This window comes from Pedococcus sp. NPDC057267, from assembly GCF_042668795.1.
Lineage (GTDB): Bacteria > Actinomycetota > Actinomycetes > Actinomycetales > Dermatophilaceae > Pedococcus.
The window spans coordinates 79,091-95,524 of the sequence record NZ_JBHUYG010000002.1; the positions used below are offsets into that span (position 1 = coordinate 79,091).

The 16,434-nt window shown below is 72.8% G+C and carries 17 protein-coding genes and 1 tRNA gene; 10 read left to right on the forward strand and 8 right to left on the reverse strand.

What is annotated here, in order from left to right:
• Positions 1–135: 135 nt before the first annotated feature.
• From ACFUC1_RS01080 to ACFUC1_RS01090, 3 genes are all read right to left on the reverse strand, one after another.
• On the reverse strand, positions 136–960 hold the full coding sequence (locus tag ACFUC1_RS01080; RefSeq protein ID WP_379116036.1) for a polysaccharide deacetylase family protein: 825 nt from the start codon (positions 958–960) through the stop codon (positions 136–138).
• Between the two features lie 77 nt (positions 961–1,037).
• Positions 1,038–2,816, reverse strand: coding sequence for an FG-GAP-like repeat-containing protein (locus ACFUC1_RS01085; protein ID WP_379116037.1), 1,779 nt, complete (start codon positions 2,814–2,816; stop codon positions 1,038–1,040).
• Positions 2,817–3,346: 530 nt separating this feature from the next.
• Positions 3,347–3,434 (reverse strand) — tRNA-Leu (locus ACFUC1_RS01090).
• 96 nt (positions 3,435–3,530) lie between these two features.
• Here ACFUC1_RS01090 and ACFUC1_RS01095 point away from each other — a divergent pair.
• Complete coding sequence (locus ACFUC1_RS01095) at positions 3,531–4,865, forward strand: M20/M25/M40 family metallo-hydrolase (RefSeq protein WP_379116038.1); 1,335 nt, start codon at positions 3,531–3,533, stop codon at positions 4,863–4,865.
• A 118-nt stretch (positions 4,866–4,983) separates the two neighbouring features.
• Positions 4,984–5,925, forward strand: a complete 942-nt coding sequence (locus ACFUC1_RS01100) for a hypothetical protein (protein ID WP_379116039.1) — start codon at positions 4,984–4,986, stop codon at positions 5,923–5,925.
• A 22-nt stretch (positions 5,926–5,947) separates the two neighbouring features.
• Here the strand turns inward: ACFUC1_RS01100 and ACFUC1_RS01105 are convergent, their stop codons facing one another.
• On the reverse strand, positions 5,948–6,133 hold the full coding sequence (locus tag ACFUC1_RS01105; RefSeq protein WP_310157027.1) for a DUF5703 family protein: 186 nt from the start codon (positions 6,131–6,133) through the stop codon (positions 5,948–5,950).
• Between the two features lie 39 nt (positions 6,134–6,172).
• Here ACFUC1_RS01105 and ACFUC1_RS01110 point away from each other — a divergent pair, with 39 nt between their 5' ends.
• A complete protein-coding gene (locus ACFUC1_RS01110; protein ID WP_379116040.1) occupies positions 6,173–6,502 on the forward strand; it encodes a primosomal protein in 330 nt (109 codons plus the stop codon).
• A gap of 10 nt (positions 6,503–6,512) precedes the next feature.
• On the opposite strand, the gene ACFUC1_RS01115 is transcribed toward ACFUC1_RS01110, so the two are convergent.
• A complete protein-coding gene (locus tag ACFUC1_RS01115; protein ID WP_379116041.1) occupies positions 6,513–7,451 on the reverse strand; it encodes an aldo/keto reductase in 939 nt (312 codons plus the stop codon).
• A 62-nt stretch (positions 7,452–7,513) separates the two neighbouring features.
• On the opposite strand from ACFUC1_RS01115, the gene ACFUC1_RS01120 reads away from it, so the two are divergent.
• Positions 7,514–8,605 carry an LLM class F420-dependent oxidoreductase gene (locus ACFUC1_RS01120; protein ID WP_379116042.1) on the forward strand — a complete coding sequence of 364 codons (1,092 nt, stop codon included), beginning with the start codon at positions 7,514–7,516 and terminating at the stop codon, positions 8,603–8,605.
• Complete coding sequence (locus tag ACFUC1_RS01125) at positions 8,602–9,459, forward strand: undecaprenyl-diphosphate phosphatase (RefSeq protein ID WP_379116044.1); 858 nt, start codon at positions 8,602–8,604, stop codon at positions 9,457–9,459. Before ACFUC1_RS01120 ends, ACFUC1_RS01125 begins: the two co-directional genes overlap by 4 nt.
• A gap of 80 nt (positions 9,460–9,539) precedes the next feature.
• On the opposite strand, the gene corA is transcribed toward ACFUC1_RS01125, so the two are convergent.
• The gene (corA, locus tag ACFUC1_RS01130; RefSeq protein WP_379116045.1) at positions 9,540–10,520 is read right to left on the reverse strand and encodes a magnesium/cobalt transporter CorA; all 981 of its coding nucleotides are present in this window, start codon (positions 10,518–10,520) and stop codon (positions 9,540–9,542) included.
• Positions 10,521–10,578: 58 nt separating this feature from the next.
• Between corA and ACFUC1_RS01135 the strand changes: the two genes are divergently transcribed.
• The 4 genes from ACFUC1_RS01135 to mshC are packed head-to-tail and all read left to right on the forward strand — an operon-like array spanning position 10,579 to position 13,902.
• Entirely contained in the window at positions 10,579–11,271 is a 693-nt protein-coding gene (locus ACFUC1_RS01135; protein WP_379116046.1) for an MSMEG_4193 family putative phosphomutase, read from the forward strand.
• Between the two features lie 9 nt (positions 11,272–11,280).
• Complete coding sequence (locus tag ACFUC1_RS01140) at positions 11,281–11,820, forward strand: DUF3090 domain-containing protein (protein WP_379116047.1); 540 nt, start codon at positions 11,281–11,283, stop codon at positions 11,818–11,820.
• Positions 11,821–11,855: 35 nt separating this feature from the next.
• Positions 11,856–12,629, forward strand: coding sequence for an SCO1664 family protein (locus tag ACFUC1_RS01145; RefSeq protein WP_379116073.1), 774 nt, complete (start codon positions 11,856–11,858; stop codon positions 12,627–12,629).
• Between the two features lie 22 nt (positions 12,630–12,651).
• A complete protein-coding gene (gene mshC / locus ACFUC1_RS01150; RefSeq protein WP_379116048.1) occupies positions 12,652–13,902 on the forward strand; it encodes a cysteine--1-D-myo-inosityl 2-amino-2-deoxy-alpha-D-glucopyranoside ligase in 1,251 nt (416 codons plus the stop codon).
• Here mshC and ACFUC1_RS01155 read toward each other — a convergent pair.
• Positions 13,899–14,774, reverse strand: a complete 876-nt coding sequence (locus tag ACFUC1_RS01155; protein ID WP_379116049.1) for a PAC2 family protein — start codon at positions 14,772–14,774, stop codon at positions 13,899–13,901. The genes mshC and ACFUC1_RS01155 overlap by 4 nt on opposite strands.
• Before the next feature lie 93 nt (positions 14,775–14,867).
• On the opposite strand from ACFUC1_RS01155, the gene ACFUC1_RS01160 reads away from it, so the two are divergent.
• Positions 14,868–15,536: an HAD family hydrolase gene (locus tag ACFUC1_RS01160; protein ID WP_379116050.1), complete on the forward strand. Its 669-nt coding sequence runs from the start codon at positions 14,868–14,870 to the stop codon at positions 15,534–15,536.
• Here the strand turns inward: ACFUC1_RS01160 and ACFUC1_RS01165 are convergent.
• Positions 15,533–16,378, reverse strand: coding sequence for a RecB family exonuclease (locus ACFUC1_RS01165; protein WP_379116051.1), 846 nt, complete (start codon positions 16,376–16,378; stop codon positions 15,533–15,535). The genes ACFUC1_RS01160 and ACFUC1_RS01165 overlap by 4 nt on opposite strands.
• Between the last annotated feature and the right edge of the window lie 56 nt (positions 16,379–16,434).

Here is a 16,434-nt window from a genome sequence, read left to right on the forward strand (position 1 = left end):
GCGGACGCCGGCAAACCCCACACAGCATGCCACGCCTCAATAGCAACACGGGGCACAACCGCAACCTCTGCCCGGGGAGACCTGCGAGCCCGCAGGAACGGTCACCGGCACCTGCCGAGGCCGTGCAGCGTCGCGCTACACCTCGAAGACGTCCCCGAGGTGGACTGGTTGAAGCCGGCGGGAGCGGATGATCTCCACGAGCTGGCCGTACACCTTCATCACCGGGGGGTGGTTGGCGTGCCCGATGACGATGCGGCCGGGGAGGAGCCACGCGGTGGCGTTGGCGATGATCGCGGCGGGCGTCTCCACGGTTGCGTCGCCCAGGCTGCCCCACCACAGGGTCACGGCCGGGTACCCCAGAGCGGCCAGCTGCGCGTCGACACGCGGGTTGTGGAACCCGAAAGGCGGCCGGAGGAAGGGGCGACCGGAGATCCCGTAGGTGTGGCGCAGGAAGCGTTCGTTGCGCTGGACCTCCTCCGCGATCCGGTGCTGGGAGAGGGTCGTCAGGTTGGGATGGGACCAGGTGTGGTTGGCGATGAACACCTGGTTGTCGTCGACGAGTGGACGCAGCAGGTCGGCGTGCTCCGTCCAGCTCGGGTTGATCCCGTTGCAGAAGAAGGTCAGGCGCAGGCCGGTGTCCCGCGCCAGGCGGGCGTAGGCGGCCAGCACCGCCTCGTCCGTCCCGTCGTCGATGGTCAGGGCGACGTGGTCGGTGGTACCGGGAAGCCGGTACAGCGTCCCGAAGGGGACGGGAACCTTGGTGATCGCGACCGGGGCAGTGAACGGCGGGGCGGCCACCCCGGTGGTGGTGGACGGGGTGGCCACCTCGGTGACGGACTGCTGGGGACTGGGGAGGGCCCTCGACGGAAGCGCCCGGGACTGCGCTCCGGGCTCCGAGCATGCAGTGAGTCCCGCCGTCACGCCGGCAGCGAGAACGGCCAGGAGGCCACGACGATTCACGGGCGGAGGCTATCCGTGCGACCTTGAGAGAACGCCCAAAGAAGGCTGGGTGTCGTGTCTCCAGCCGACCCGTGCGTTCAGGTCAGTGCCGTCAGGCCGTTCCAGCCGGTGCCGACCAGCCGCCGCGCCCGCCAGCCACCCGCGCCGTTGCCCGGGTACAGCCACAGGTTCCCCGAGGCGTCACGGGCCAGGACGTCGGGGTGGGCATCGCCGTCGAAGTCGCCCGGCGCGACCATGGTCAGGCCGTTCCAGCCGGTGCCGACCTGCCGGCGGCCGCGCCATCCGCCCGCCCCGTCACCGGGGTAGAGCCAGAGTGCGCCGCTGGTGTCGCGGGCCAGGAGGTCGGGGTGGGCATCGCCGTCGAAGTCGCCCGGCGCGACCATGGTCAGGCCGTTCCAGCCGGTGCCGACCTGCCGGCGGTCCCGCCATCCGCCCGCCCCGTCACCGGGGTAGAGCCACAGGGCGCCGCTGCTGTCGCGGGCCAGGAGGTCGGGGTGGGCATCGCCGTCGAAGTCGCCCGGCGCGACCATGGTCATCCCGTTCCAGCCGGTGCCGACCTGCCGTCGTGCGCGCCAAGCCCCGGTGCCGTCACCGGGGTACAGCCACAGGGCGCCGCTGCTGTCGCGGGCCAGGAGGTCGGGGTGGCCGTCGCCGTCGAAGTCGCCCGGCGCGACCATGGTCAGGCCGTTCCAGCCGGTGCCGACCTGCCGCCGCGCGCGCCAAGCCCCGGTGCCGTCACCGGGGTACAGCCACAGGTTCCCCGAGGCGTCACGCGCCAGGACGTCGTTGTGGTTGTCGCCGTTCCAGTCGTGGGCCGAGATCGGCGCGCGCGCCGAGAGCGCGCTGAACGCGGAGACTCCATGAGGGGTCCCGAGGCCGGTCGGACCGTCGTAGCCGGCCGTGGCGGTGCACAGGTACGAACCGCACGCGCCGGTGCTGCCGGAGAAGACGTCGAACAGGAGGTTTGGGTTCTGGTACGGCAGTGCCTGCGGCGCGCTACCCGGCGCCGGGGTCCCGGCCAGGGCGTACGTGGCGGCGATCAGGGGAGCCGCCGCGCTGGTCCCCCCGAAGACCATCCACCCGTACTGCCCCGAGCTGTCCGGGGTCGAGTCGTAGACGGCCACGCCGGTATCGGGGTCGGCGACCGCGGCGACGTCGGCAATCGTGCGCCCGCGGCATCCGGAGTCCTTCTGCCAGGCCGGCTTGGCGTCGTCGCCGGCGCACCCGCTGCCGGCGCCGCTCCAGGCCGTCTCCGTCCACCCGCGTGCGGTCGGTGACCTGGACAGGCTCGTCCCGCCCACTGCGACCACCGCCGGGGAGGCGGCCGGGTACTCGGTGCCGTAGCCGCTGTCACCGCTGGATGCGGTCAGGACCACGCCGGGGTGGGCGTAGAAGTCCGCGGTGGCCGAGGCGTCGGAGGACGTGGTCGGGCCGCCGTAGGAGTTGGAGACGAACGAGGCGCCCATGCTCACCGCCGTGTTGACCGACGTGCCGAGGTCGGTGAGCCGGTCGCTGTTCGCCTCGACCAGCAGGATGTGGCAGTTGGGGCAGGCCGCGGAGACCATCTCGACGTCCAGGGACATCTCCTGGGCCCACCCGGAGTCGTCCGCGGGCAACGGGTGGTCGGCGCCGTCCTGGTTCACCTTGTGGAAGCAGCCGTTGCCGGTGGTGCACGGCGGCAGACCGAACTGGGAGCGGTAGACCGTGAGGTCGTCCTCGATGGTCGGCGCGTTGAAGGCCCCCACGACGGCGACCGTCAGTGCGACCCCTGCGGTCCGTGAAGGGAGCTGGTACGCCGCTTGCAGGTCGGCCGGCCCGTAGCCCGGGGGAGTCGCCGAGGGACTCAGGGTCGGCACCGCGACGTCGTCACGGATCTCGGCGTGGCACGCCGCATGGTGCGGGAGCGGCGTCCCACAGGCCCGGTGCCGGGGGTGGTGTGCGGGGCCACGGTCCGGCGCGGGGGCCGCCGCGCCGGACTGTCCCGTGATGACGACCGCGAGACCGGCCAAGATCAGTCCCCACGACCACCTCGTTCGCACGAGAGTCCCCTTCCGCGTGCCTGTATCGCCTGCCCTGGCTGCTGGTGCACCAGGACTCTCCGTGCCGTCCTCGTACGGACTGCTCCGCCGTCGTGACGGCAGCGTAGTCGGCGTGCTGGCACGAAGGGTGGTCATCCCACCGGGGAATCGTGCACGCGGCGGATGGTCCAGCGGTCGGCCCGGCCGGCGGTGGTGCACCTGGTCGCCACGGGAGTCTCGGACAGCTGGCCGGGCGGCGGTGTCGTGTGCCGCCTCGTTCTTTGTCGAGGTGCGGTCCGCACCACGCCTGCCGCCCCCTGGAACCGACGAAGGACCCCGGCGACAAGCGTGCCGGGGTCCTTCGTCATTGGTGTCCGGAGGGGGACTTGAACCCCCACGCCCGATAAAGGGCACTAGCACCTCAAGCTAGCGCGTCTGCCATTCCGCCACCCGGACAGGGTGTGAACAGGCCCTCTGGGGGAGCGCCTGCCGCGGTCCGGAACGATAGCACCCAGCCCCATCCGTCACCCAATCCGCCCCTAGGGTGGGGACATGAGCGACTCGACCCCCCAGGACGTCCGCCCGGAGGACGAGGTCGTCCGGATCTGCCAGGAGCTGATCCGGATCGACTCGACCAACTCCGGGGACGGCAGCGGGCCGGGGGAGCGGGAGGCGGCCGACTACGTCGTGGGCCTGCTCCGCGAGGTCGGCCTCGAGCCCGAGGTCGTCGAGTCCGACCCCGGCCGCACCAGTGTCGTGGTCCGCCTCGAGGGCGAGGACCGCGAGCGCCCGGGCCTGTGCATCCACGGCCACCTCGATGTGGTGCCGGCGAACGCCGCCGACTGGCAGGTCGACCCCTTCTCAGGCGAGCTGCGCGACGGCTGCGTGTGGGGGCGTGGCGCCGTCGACATGAAGGACATGGACGCCATGATCCTGGCCGTCGTCCGCGACCTCGCCCGTCGCGGCGCCAAGCCGCCGCGCGACCTCGTCGTCGCCTTCTTCGCCGACGAGGAGGCCGGCGGGGTCAAGGGCAGCCACCACGTCGTCGACACCCGCCCCGACCTCTTCGAGGGCGTGTCCGAGGCCGTCAGCGAGGTCGGCGGCTACAGCGTCACCGTCCCCGCGAAGGAGGGCGGCGACACCCGCGCCTACCTCGTCCAGACCGCCGAGAAGGGCATTCTCTGGCTGCGGCTCGTGGCCACCGGCCGGGCCGGGCACGGCTCCGTGCCCAACCCCGAGAACGCCGTGGTGCGCCTCGCCGAGGCCATCGCCAGGATCGCCGCCCACAAGTGGCCTCGCGAGTACGTCGCGTCCGTGCGTGAGCTGCTCGACGGCCTCAGCTCCATCACGGGGACGGCGTGGTCGGACGAGGACCTCGACGAGCTGCTCGAGCACCTCGGCGGGGCTCAGGGCTTCGTGCGGGGGACGTTGCAGGACACCGCCAACTTCACGATGACCGAGGCCGGGTACAAGCACAACGTCATCCCGCAGAGCGCCAGCGCCTCGCTCGACTGCCGGTTCCTCCCCGGTCACGACGACGACCTGCTCGAGACGGTGCGCCAGCTCGCGGGCGAGCACGTCGAGGTGCAGGTCGTCCACCGCGACATCGCCCTGGACTCCCCGTTCGAGGGACCTCTGGTCGACGCCATGAAGGCCGCCCTGCTGGCTGAGGACCCGGGCGCCGAGGTCCTGCCGTACTGCCTCTCGGGCGGCACCGACAACAAGGCGTTGAGCACGCTGGGCATCACCGGCTACGGATTCGCCCCGCTGCAGCTGCCCGCGGACCTCGACTTCGCGCCGATGTTCCACGGCGTCGACGAGCGGGTCCCGGTGTCGGCACTGGAGTTCGGGACCCGGGTGCTCCAGCGCTTCCTCGCCAGCTGCTGAGGGCGGGGATGCCGGGTGCGCGGCACCCGGCGAAAGTCGCGGTTACCGGCGCGTAGCCAAACGCGGGGTGGCCTCGTTGTCACGGCGTCACCACCTGCGCCGAAAGCGACCCCCGACGATGCGACTCCACCGCGCCACCTTCCTGCGTACCTGCGCTGCGCTCCTCGTCGCCGGCGGCGGCCTCGCCGCGGTGGCTGCTCCGAGCCACGCCGCCACGCGGACCGACCCGCTCGCGCCCGTGACGCAGCCGCTGACCGGCGTCCTCACGCCGCTCCCGGTCCCCCTGCCGTCCGCGACCTCCCTGCCGGCGCTGCCGCTCCCGACCGGGACGAGCACCACCGGGTCCGGGGGCAGCACCCCGGCTGCGACGGGCACGGGCACAGGATCCTCCGGGAGCGCCACGTCCTCGGGCGGCGGAACCAGCAGCGCCCGCTCGGGCACCGCCGCGAACAAGTCGCGTCCGGCCCGGGCCTCCGGGTCGACCCAGCCGGCGGCCTCCGCCGCAGCGGACACCCCCGCCGCCTCCCTGTGCATCTTCGCCTCCAGCGGATCCGCGCCCGCCTTCGAGGTGACGGCCAAGGCCCTCGGCGCGGACCTCTCCTCACCCCTCGTGGAGCGCTTCCCGCAGGCGTTCGCGCCGTGCCCGGCGGGCGCGGTGCCCGCCGGGGACCACGTCGCCGCCGTGGACGCGACGGTGCGTGGCCTCCTGGGTGCCTGCGTGCGCGTGACCCGCCAGGTCGTCCCGGTGCAGACCACCCTCGTCGTGCTCGACCAGGACGTCATCCGCGAGCTCACCGCGTCCGGCCTGCCGCTCCAGCAGCTCGTGGTGCCGTGCCCGGGAGGGTCGGCCGCGCACGCGCCGGTGTCCCAGGCCAGCGGACCGCACGGGACCTCCTCGCTCACGGAGGCGGACCAGGTGTCGGCCCTCTCGGCACTGGGGCGGCTCGCCTTCACCGGCGGCAACGTGCTGCCCACGCTGGCCACCGGCGTGGGGCTGATCCTGCTGGGCGCCCTGCTCGTCCGGACCCGCAGGCTCGTCCCGGTGCAGGCCCGGCGCTGACCCCGCGGCAGCCCGCCGCGCGTCAGAGCGGTCGCGGGACCCGGATGATCTTGCGCCGCAGCCATGTCCGCTGGGTGCCGCCGAGGTAGATCCGGGTGCGGTGCAGCTCCCAGTGGCCGTACTCCGCGTGCTCCGCGAGGGTGCGACGGATCTCGGACCGGGAATCCTTGCGCGTGAAGCTCAGCACGCGGTACTCGTACTCGACCATCGCCCTCCATTCTGACCCAGAACCCGATACGGTCGACACATGACCGCTGACCCGCGTGGCGCGCTGTCCGCACTCGTCACCGCGTTCGAGCGGCACCTGGAGGCCTCCGCGGCCAAGCGGGGTGAGGACGACCCCACCGTGGTCGCGGCCTACGACGACCTCGCGGACGCGTTCGCGGCCTACGACGACGCGCTGCTCCAGGCCTACGGCGAGATGACGCCGCTCGACATCTACGACGGTGACGAGGACGACGAGGACGACGAGGAGCTCGACGACCACTCGGACGAGGACGGTGACGGCGTCTACTCCGGCCTCGACGACGAGGACTACGAGGACGTCGACGAGGACGAGGACGAGCGCCGCCGCTGAACGCGGCCGGTCAGGCGGACACCTCGTCCAGGGCCGCCACCAGCTCCTCGGGGAGCACGAGGTCCTCGGCGGCCAAGGACGTCCGGAGCTGGGCCGTGGTCCGCGCGCCGACGACCGGCGCGACGACTCCCGGGCGGTCGCGCACCCAGGCCAGCGCCACCTCCGCGAGTGAGACGTCGAGTCCCTTCGCCGCGATCGCCAGCGCCTCGACCACTTGGACGCTGTGGTCGTCGAGGTACCGCGCCGTGAAGCGCGGGAAGTCCCGCGAGGCCGCACGGGAGTCCGCGGGTATGCCGTTGCGGTACTTGCCGGTCAGGACGCCCCGACCCAGCGGTGACCAGGGCAGGAGCCCGAAGCCCAGCGCCTGCGCGGCGGCCAGCAGGTCCGGCTCCGCGGCCCGGTTGACCAGCGAGTACTCGACCTCGTTGGCCACCAACGGCACCCGTGCCTGCTCGAGCAGCGACAGTGCCCGCGCGGTCTGCCAGCCGCTGTAGTTGGACACCCCCACGTAGCGGGCCCGCCCGGTGCCGACGGCCCACTCCAGGGCCGACAGCGTCTCGGTGAGGGGCACCTCGTCCGACCAGGTGTGCACGAGCCAGAGGTCGACGTGGTCGGTGCCGAGCCGCTCCAGCGAGGTGTCGAGCTGGCTGAGCAGGCTGTGGCGGGAGGTGTCCACGACCCGCTGGCCGGAGCGCCGCGAGATGCCCGACTTGGTGCAGATGAGCAGGTCGTCGCGGGACACCTCGTCCTCGATCAGGCGGCCGATGATCTCCTCCGACGCCCCGTCGGCATACCCGTGGGCGGTGTCGACGAGGTCGCCGCCGGCGTCGAGGAAGGTGCGCAGCTGCTCGCGCGCGCCCTCCTCGTCGGTGGTCCGTCCCCACGTCATCGTCCCGAGGGCGAGGCGGGAGACCGACAGCCCGGAGCTGCCCATTCGTCTGTGGCGCATGTCTCGGTACCGTACTTGGCCGCGGCTGCGGAGCCGGGACGGCCCGCCGCTAACCTCGCCCCATGGAACTCGGCGTGAACCTCGGCTACTTCGGCATGGGGGTGGACAGCGACAACGTCGCGGTCGCCAAGGAGGCGGACCGGCTCGGCTACGCCGTCGCGTGGGCGGCCGAGGCGTACGGGTCCGACGTCCCCACCGTCCTGGCGTGGATCGGCGCGCAGACCGAGCGGATCGGGCTCGGTGCCGCGGTGATGCAGATCCCGGGCCGGACCCCCGCGATGACGGCGATGACGGCCGCAACCCTCGACACCCTCTCCGGCGGACGCTTCCGACTCGGCCTCGGCGTCAGCGGGCCACAGGTGAGCGAGGGCTGGCACGGCGTGCGTTTCGACGCGCCGCTGGGCCGCACCCGCGAGTACGTCGACATCGTGCGGATGGCCCTGCGCCGGGAGACCGTGTCCTACCAGGGGAAGCACTTCACGCTGCCGCTGCCCGACGGACCAGGCAAGGCGCTCAAGCTCACGGTCCACCCGCCGCGCCCGCACATCCCGCTCTACCTCGCAGCGGTCGGGCCGAAGAACCTCGAGCTGGCGGGGGAGGTCGCCGACGGCTGGCACGCGATCTTCTTCAGCCCCGAGCACTCCGGCGACCTCGTCGAGTCCGTGCGCACCGGGCGCCGTCGCGCCGGCCACGGCGCCGACGGCACCGACCCGCTGGCCGGCTTCGACATCGCCCCGTCCGTACCGGTCGTGGTCGCCGACGACGTCGAGGCCGCGGCCGACGCCATCCGCCCGTACGCCGCGCTGTACGTGGGCGGCATGGGCTCGCGCGAGCAGAACTTCTACAACCGGCTCGCCTGCCGCATGGGGTTCGAGGAGGCCGCAGCCAAGGTGCAGGACCTCTACCTGGCCAAGCAGCACCGCGACGCGGCGGCCGCCGTCCCGTTCGAGTTCATCGACGCGACCACCCTCATCGGGCCGCCGGAACGCATCCGCGACCGGCTCCAGCGGTATGCCGATGCCGGCGTGGGCACGTTGTCCGTGGCGCCGTTCGCCGGTGCCCTCGAGGACCGCCTGCGGGTCGTGCGCACCATGGCCGAGCTCATGCGGGACACTGGCTCCGCCGTTCCCGCCCCCACGAAAGCAGACCAGTGACCCTGAGCTTCCTCCAGGCCATCATCCTCGGCATCGTCGAGGGCCTCACCGAGTTCCTGCCGGTGTCCTCCACCGGGCACCTCACCATCACCGAGAAGCTGCTGGGGCTGCAGGTCGACGCCCCCGCCATCACGGCATACACGGCGATCATCCAGGTCGGCGCGATCCTGGCGACGCTGCTGTTCTTCTGGCGCGACATCGTGCGGCTCCTCGTCGCGTGGTTCCGCGGCCTCGGCAGCGCCGAGGCGCGCACCCACCACGACTACCAGCTCGCCTGGGCCGTCATCGTCGGCTCGATCCCCGTGGGGATCGTCGGCTTCCTCGCCAAGGACCTCATCAGCGGGCCGCTGCGCAGCCTGTGGGTCGTCGCGGCCGCGCTCATCCTGTGGAGCGTGGTCATGTGGCTCGCCGAGTCGCGGCACGGCAAGCTCGAGCGCGAGGGCGTGGAGCGCACGGAGGGTGGCGTCACCCTCAGGGACGGACTCGTCATCGGCCTGGTGCAGTGCTTCGCGCTCATCCCCGGGGTGTCGCGCTCCGGCGCCACGATCTCGGCCGGGCTCTTCCGCGGCATCGACCGCGTGTCGGCGACGCGCCTGTCCTTCTTCATGGCGATCCCGGCCCTCACCGCGGCCGGCCTGTTCGAGGCCGTGCAGGAGAAGGACCACCTGAAGCTGCTCGGCGGCGCCCAGATGGCCGTCGGCATCGTGGTGGCCTTCGTCGTCGCCTACGCCTCGATCGCCTGGCTGCTGCGGTTCGTCTCGAGCAACAAGATCACGGCCTTCGTCTGGTACCGCGTGGCCCTGGGCCTCGTTCTCGCCGTGGTCCTCGCCACGGGAGCGATGTCGGCCACCTGACCGGTGCCCGCCTTCCCCGGACCCGGCGGTCCGGGGAAGGACCGTTCCGGGGGAGGGCCGTTCCGGGGGAGGCCGCCGCGCTACAGCCAGCCCGACCTCTTGAACATGCGGTACAGCACGAGGCAGGCCGCCGCCATGAGGCCCAGCGCGCCGTAGTAGCCGTAGTAGAGGTGCAGCTCGGGGATGTGGTCGAAGTTCATGCCGTAGATGCCGGCGATCATCGTCGGCACCGCGGCCATGGCCACCCACGCAGAGATCTTGCGCATGTCGTTGTTCTGCTGCACCGAGATCTGCGCCAGGTGCGCGCTGAGGATGTCGGTCAGCAGGCGGTCGTAGGACTCCATGTGGTCGGTGACCCGCAGCAGGTGGTCGGCGACGTCACGCAGCAGGAGCCGGACCTCCTTGTCGGGCAGTGGTGAGCGTGACCCGTCGTGCAGCATCCGCAGGGGAGCCGCGAGGGGAGTCGCCGCCCTGCGGAACTCGAGCACCTCGCGCTTGAGGCGGTAGATGGTCTCCGACGTCACGGTCTGCGACCCGGCGAAGACGGACTGCTCGATCTCCTCGAGGTCGTCCTGCAGCTCGGCGTCGATGGCCAGGTAGTTGTCGACGACCGCGTCGGTGACGGCGTGCAGCACCGCGATGGCCCCGTGCGACAGCATCTCGGGGTTGGACTCGAGCTTGGCGCGCACCGCCCTCAGGGGGCCGGCCTCGCCGTACCGGACCGTGACGACGAACCGGTCACCGACGAACATCATGACCTCGCCGGTCTCGATGTCCGACGTCTCCTCGATGTAGCGCAGTGGCTTGAGGACCACGAACATCGTGTTGTCGTACAGCTCGACCTTGGCCCGCTGGTGGCCGTTGACGGCGTCCTCGACGGCGAGCGGGTGCAGCTGCAGCTCCTCGTTGACGAGGTCGAACTCCGCTGACGTCGGGTCCTTGAGCCCGATCCAGAGGAAGTCGGTGCTCTCGTCGTCGGCGCGCAGGGCGTCGAGGGCTTCGCTGAGGTCGCCGCACGGCTCACGACGCCCTCGCCGGTAGATGGCCTGGTCCACGATCACGGGGACACTCCACCACGCCGGGGGCGTCCGGGCACGCACCCACACGTATGGTTCGTGCGTGCCCACCGTCATCCTCGTCCGCCACGGCCACTCCACGTCGAACGGTGACGGCATCCTCGCCGGGCGCCTGCCCGGCATCCACCTCAGCGACCGGGGGCGCGAGCAGGTGGCGCGGCTGGCCGAGCGGTTCTCCGGTGCCGAGCTCGCGCGGGTCGTGAGCAGCCCGCTGGAGCGGTGCCGCGAGACCGCCGAGGTCATCGCGGCGGCCGTGGGTGCCGACGTCGCGGTCGACGACGAGCTGCAGGAGTGCGCCTACGGCGCGTGGACCGGCCGCAAGCTCAGCGAGCTCGCCAAGGAGCCGCTGTGGTCCACCGTGCAGGACGACCCCGCCTCGGCGCGCTTCCCCGACGACGAGCGGTATGCCGCGGAGAGCCTCGCCGAGATGTCCGACCGGGTCGTGCGCGCGGTGCAGCGGCACGACGCCGAGGTGCGCGAGGCCCATGGCGAGAACGCGGTGTGGGCTGCGGTGACGCACGGCGACCTCGTCAAGGCGGTGCTCGCCGACGCGACCGGGGCCGGCCTCGGCCGGTTCCAGCGGTACACCGCCGACCCTGCGTCGGTGTCGGTGGTGCGCTACGGCGGCCGGCACACCTTCCTGCTCGCCGCCAACGACGTCGCCCCCGACCTCTCCCGCTTCCACACCGAGGAGCCGCCCCCTGCCGACGCCGCCGTGGGCGGGGGCGCCGGTTAGGCTCGCTCCATGGCGCTCGTCGAGTTCGACCCCCCGGACCGGTTCGTGGCCGGCACCGTCGGCCCCCCGGGCCAGCGCACCTTCTTCCTCCAGGCCAGCTCGGGCCGGCGGCTCACGAGCGTCTCGCTGGAGAAGGAGCAGGTGTCGGTCCTGGCCGACCGGATCAACGACCTGCTGGACAGCTACGCCGGGGGAGCGGGTGGCGACCACGCCGCTGCAGCCCTCGTCGACAACGCGCCGCTGGACACCCCCATCGAGGACGAGTTCCGGGTCAACACGCTCAGCCTCGCCTGGGACGAGGCCCGCGGCGTCGTCGTCATCGAGGCCCTCGACCGCGACCCCGACGACCCGGAGGCCAGCCTCGACCCGTCGGTCCTGACCGAGGAGCCCCGCCAGATCCGCGTGGTCCTCCCGCCCGCGACGGCACGGGCCTTCGCCCGCCGGGCCCAGTCCGTCGTCTCCGCCGGCCGCCCGTCGTGCCCGTTCTGCGGCGGCCCCCTGGAGCCAGAAGGCCACATCTGTCCGCGCGCGAACGGCTACAAGCGCTGAGCGGGTGGCCGCGCGACCCTCACGCCGTCGAGGACCTGCTCACCACGGCGGACCTCGTCGTGCTGGGCGCCCTCGCCGACGCGTCCAACCTGGCGCTGCTCGTGCGCCTCGGCTCCGAGGAGGGGCCGCTCGCCGTCTACAAGCCGATCTCCGGTGAACGGCCGCTGTGGGACTTCCCGGACGGTTCGCTCGCGGCCCGCGAGGTGGCAGCCCGGCTCATCAGCGACCTGGGCGGCTGGGACGTCGTCCCGGCGACGGTGCTCCGGGAGGGTCCCCACGGCCCCGGGTCGGTGCAGCGCTGGGTCGGCGACCCCGAGGAGGTGCCCGAGCACCCGGTCGACGTCGTGCCGGCAGGTCGCGTGCCGCAGGGGTGGCTCCCGGTCCTGCGGGGCGAGGACGAGCGCGGGCGGGCGGTCGTCGTCGTGCACGAGGACACGCCGGCCGCCCGGTCGGTCGCGGTGTTCGACGCGGTGATCAACAACGCGGACCGCAAGGGCTCGCACCTCGTCCGGGTCGAGGGCGGGCTGCGCGGCTTCGACCACGGGGTCAGCCTGCACGAGGAGCGCAAGCTGCGGACCGTGCTGTGGGGCTTCGCCGGCCAGCCCGTGGCCGAGGAGGAGCTGGCCCGGGTGGAGCGCGTGCTGTCGGCCGTCTCGGACGGCACCTCGGACCTGCGCGGTGCGCTCGACGTCCTCCTCACGCCCGCCGAGGTGGCCGCGCTGGAGGCGCGCTGCCGCGCCCTGCTCGCGGCCGCGGCATACCCCACGCCGTCGGGGCAGTGGCCTGCCATCCCCTGGCCGCCGCTCTGAGCAGCCCACGTAGGCTTCGCCCGTGATCTCCTGGCCCACGCCCTCCATCCCCTCCGTGCCGGGCACCGGTCGCCCCGTCCAGCTCTTCGACACCTCGACCGGGGCCGTCCGGGCCCTCACGCCCGGACCCACCGCGCGCCTGTACGTCTGCGGGATCACGCCCTACGACGCGACGCACATGGGTCACGCCGCCACCTACGTCACCTTCGACGTGCTCGGCCGGGCGCTGCGCGACGCCGGGCACCGCGTCCAGTACGTCCAGAACATCACCGATGTCGACGACCCGCTGCTCGAGCGGGCCGAGCGCGACGGCATCAGCTGGGAGCAGCTCGCGGCCGACGAGATCGCGCTGTTCCGCGAGGACATGACGGCGCTGGCGGTGATCCCCCCGGACCAGTACGTCGGCGTCGTGGAGAGCATCGTGCCGGTCGCCGCGGCAGTGCAGGCGCTGCTGGAGTCCGGAGCGGGGTATGCCGTGGACACGCCGGACTCGTCGGCCGGGGACGACATCTACCTCGACCTCACCCGTGACCCCGGCTTCGGCTCGGTCTCCAACTGGTCCCGCGAGCAGATGCTGGCCGTCTTCGCCGAGCGGGGCGGCGACCCCGACCGCGCCGGCAAGCGCGACCGGCTGGACCCGCTCCTGTGGCGCGCCGCCCGGCAGGGGGAGCCGTCGTGGGCGGCCAAGGGGCTGCCCGACGGGCGACCGGGCTGGCACATCGAGTGCACCTCGATCGCGCTGGACCACCTCGGCATGGCGTTCGACGTCCAGGGTGGCGGCACCGACCTCGTCTTCCCGCACCACGAGATGAGCGCGACGCAGGCCACCGTCCTGACCGGCGAGCGGCCCTTCGCCCGGACGTACGCACACCAGGCGATGGTGGGGTTCGACGGCGAGAAGATGAGCAAGTCCCGCGGCAACCTCGTGCTGGTCTCGAAGCTGCGCGCCGACGGCATGGACCCCATGGCCATCCGCCTGGCGCTGCTCGCCCACCACTACGGCACCGAGTGGTCGTGGACCGACGCCGGCCTGGCCGAGGCCCAGCAGCGGCTCGACCGGTGGCGGGCGGCGTTCTCGGTGGCCGCCGCGCCCTCGTCCGACGGTGCGGTGCAGGAGCTGCGGGCCCGTGTCGCGGACGACCTCGACACCCCCGGCGCCCTCGCCGTGGTGGACCGCTGGGCCCACCGGACGCTCACCGTCGGCGGTGACGACGAGGCGGCACCCGGCGTGCTGGCCCGGGCCGTCGACGCCATCCTCGGCGTCCGGGTCTAGGCGGGACCCGCCGGGCCGGGCTGCGGCCCGCCGTCCTGGCCGCGCCGGCGCAGGTACCGCTCGAACTCGCGCGCGATCGCGTCACCGCTGGCCTCGGGCAGGTCAGCCGTGTCCTGGGCCTGCTCGAGCGACTGGACGTACTCGGCGACCTCGTCGTCGGTCTCGGCGAGCTCGTTGACGCCGCGCTCCCACGCGCGGGCGCCCTCGGGGAGGTCGCCGTGGGGGATGGGCGCGTCGAGCAGCTCCTCGAGCCGCGAGATGAGGGCGAGCGTGGCCTTGGGCGACGGCGTGTGGCCCGCGTAGTGCGGCACGGCGGCCCAGCACGAGATCGACTGCAACCCGCTCTGGGTGGCCGCGTCGGCGAGCACGCCCACGATGCCGGTCGGGCCCTCGTACCGGCTCGGCTCGAGGTCGAAGCGGTGGATGACGTCCTCGTCCTCGGAGGTCGCCGTCACCGGGATCGGCCGGGTGTGCGCCACGTCGGCCATGAGCGCGCCGAGCGTGATGACGGTGCTGGCTCCGACCTCCTGGGCGAACTCCATCAGCTCGATCGTGAAGGCGCGCCACCGGAACGACGGCTCGATGCCCTGGACGAGCACCACGTCGCGGTCCAGCCCCGAGCTCGAGGCCACGAGGATCCGCGTCGTGCGCCAGTGGATGCGCCGCCGCCCGTCGTCCAGGACGACCCGGGGACGGTTGACCTGGAAGTCGTAGTACTCCTCGGGGTCCAGGGCGGCGATCGGCTCGGCGTCCCAGACGTCGACGAGGTGGTCGATGGCCGCGGTGGCTGCCTCGCCCGCGTCGTTCCACCCCTCGAAGGCGGCGATCACGACCGGGTTGTCCAGCTCCGGCACGTCCTCGAGTTCGATCACCGTTCCTCCTTCGCGCACCGGCGGGGTGCCGGTCTTCCCAGCCTACGGTCCCGTGGTCGGGAGGGTGCGCAGGCCCACGTAGACTCGGCCGACGTGACCGACCTGCCCGCCGCCGTCTTCTGGGACATGGACGGCACCCTCGTCGACACCGAGCCGTACTGGATCGCGGCCGAGCACGCGATCGTCGAGGAGGCCGGCGGGGTCTGGAGCGACGCGTACGCCCACGAGCTGGTCGGCAACGACCTCATGGTGTCGGCGCAGTTCATCCGCGACAACAGCCCCGTCGACCTCGACCCGCTCGAGATCATCGACCGGCTGCTCGAGCGGGTCATCGCCCAGGTCCGCGAGCACGTGCCGTGGCGCCCCGGTGCGCTGGAGCTGCTCGAGGCCCTCGCCGCCGAGTCCGTGCCGAGCGCGTTGGTGACGATGTCGTGGCGGTCGCTCGCCGACGCGGTCGTCGGCGCCCTGCCCGAGGGCACGTTCGCCGCCGTCATCACCGGCGACGAGGTCGAGCACGGCAAGCCCCACCCGGAGCCGTACCTCGCCGCCGCCCGCGCCCTGGGCGTCGAGGCGAGCGAGTGCGTGGCCATCGAGGACTCGCCGACCGGGGTCCGGTCGGCCGTGGGCGCAGGCGTGCCGACGCTCGCGGTCCCGCACGTCGTGCCGGTGCCCGTCATCGCCGGTGCCGTGCAGGCGCCCAGCCTGCGCGGGCTCGGCCCGCGCGACCTGCGGACCCTCTTCGACGGGGTGCGTCGGGGCTAGTCGTCTGCCGGGACGACCTGGCCCGAGATGCCCGGGTCGAGGGCGATCCGCGCCGCATCCTCGGGGAGCGGCGGCGGCGTGCCGCCCCAGGCGGGGCAGAACTGGCGGAAGTCGCACCAGTCGCACAGCCGTGAGGTCTTGGGCCGCCAGTCCCCGGTGGTGGCTGCGCGCTCGATGGCGCCCCACACCGCCTTGAGGTTGCGCTCGAGCCCGAGCAGGTCGTGCTCGTCGGGGGAGTACCGCACCACCTCGCCGTTGCCGAGGTAGACCAGCTGGAGCAGCCGCGGGATCTCACCGCGCAGCCGCCAGAGCACGAGCGCGTAGAACTTCATCTGGAACAGCGCCTTGCCCTCGAACAGCTCGCTGGGGGAGCGACCGGTCTTGTAGTCGACGACCCGCATGGCGCCGTCGGGGGCCACGTCGAGGCGGTCGACGTACCCGCGCAGGACCAGGCCGTCGACGTCGGTCTCGACGTAGAGCTCCCGCTCGGCGGGCTCGAGCCGGGTCGGGTCCTCGAGGGTGAACCAGGTCTCGATCAGCGCGTTGGCCTCACCGAACCACGAGTCGAGGGTGCGCTGCTCGTCCCCCGCGATCATCTCGGCGAGCTCGGGCTCCTGCTCGACCAGCTGCTGCCACTGCGGTCCCACGAGCTCGGCCGCGGCCGAGGGGGTGCGCTGTTCGGGCGGCAGGTCGAACAGCCGCTCCAGGACCGCGTGGACGAGCGTGCCGCGCGCCGCCGCCGGCGAGGGCGGGGCGGGGAGCTTGTCGACGGCTCGGAAGCGGTAGAGCAGCGGGCACTGCTTGAAGTCCGACGCTCGGCTCGGGGACAGGGCGGGAACCATGCCACGCACTCTAGGTGCCGGTCCCGACACCACCCGGCACCCCGCGCCATACCAGC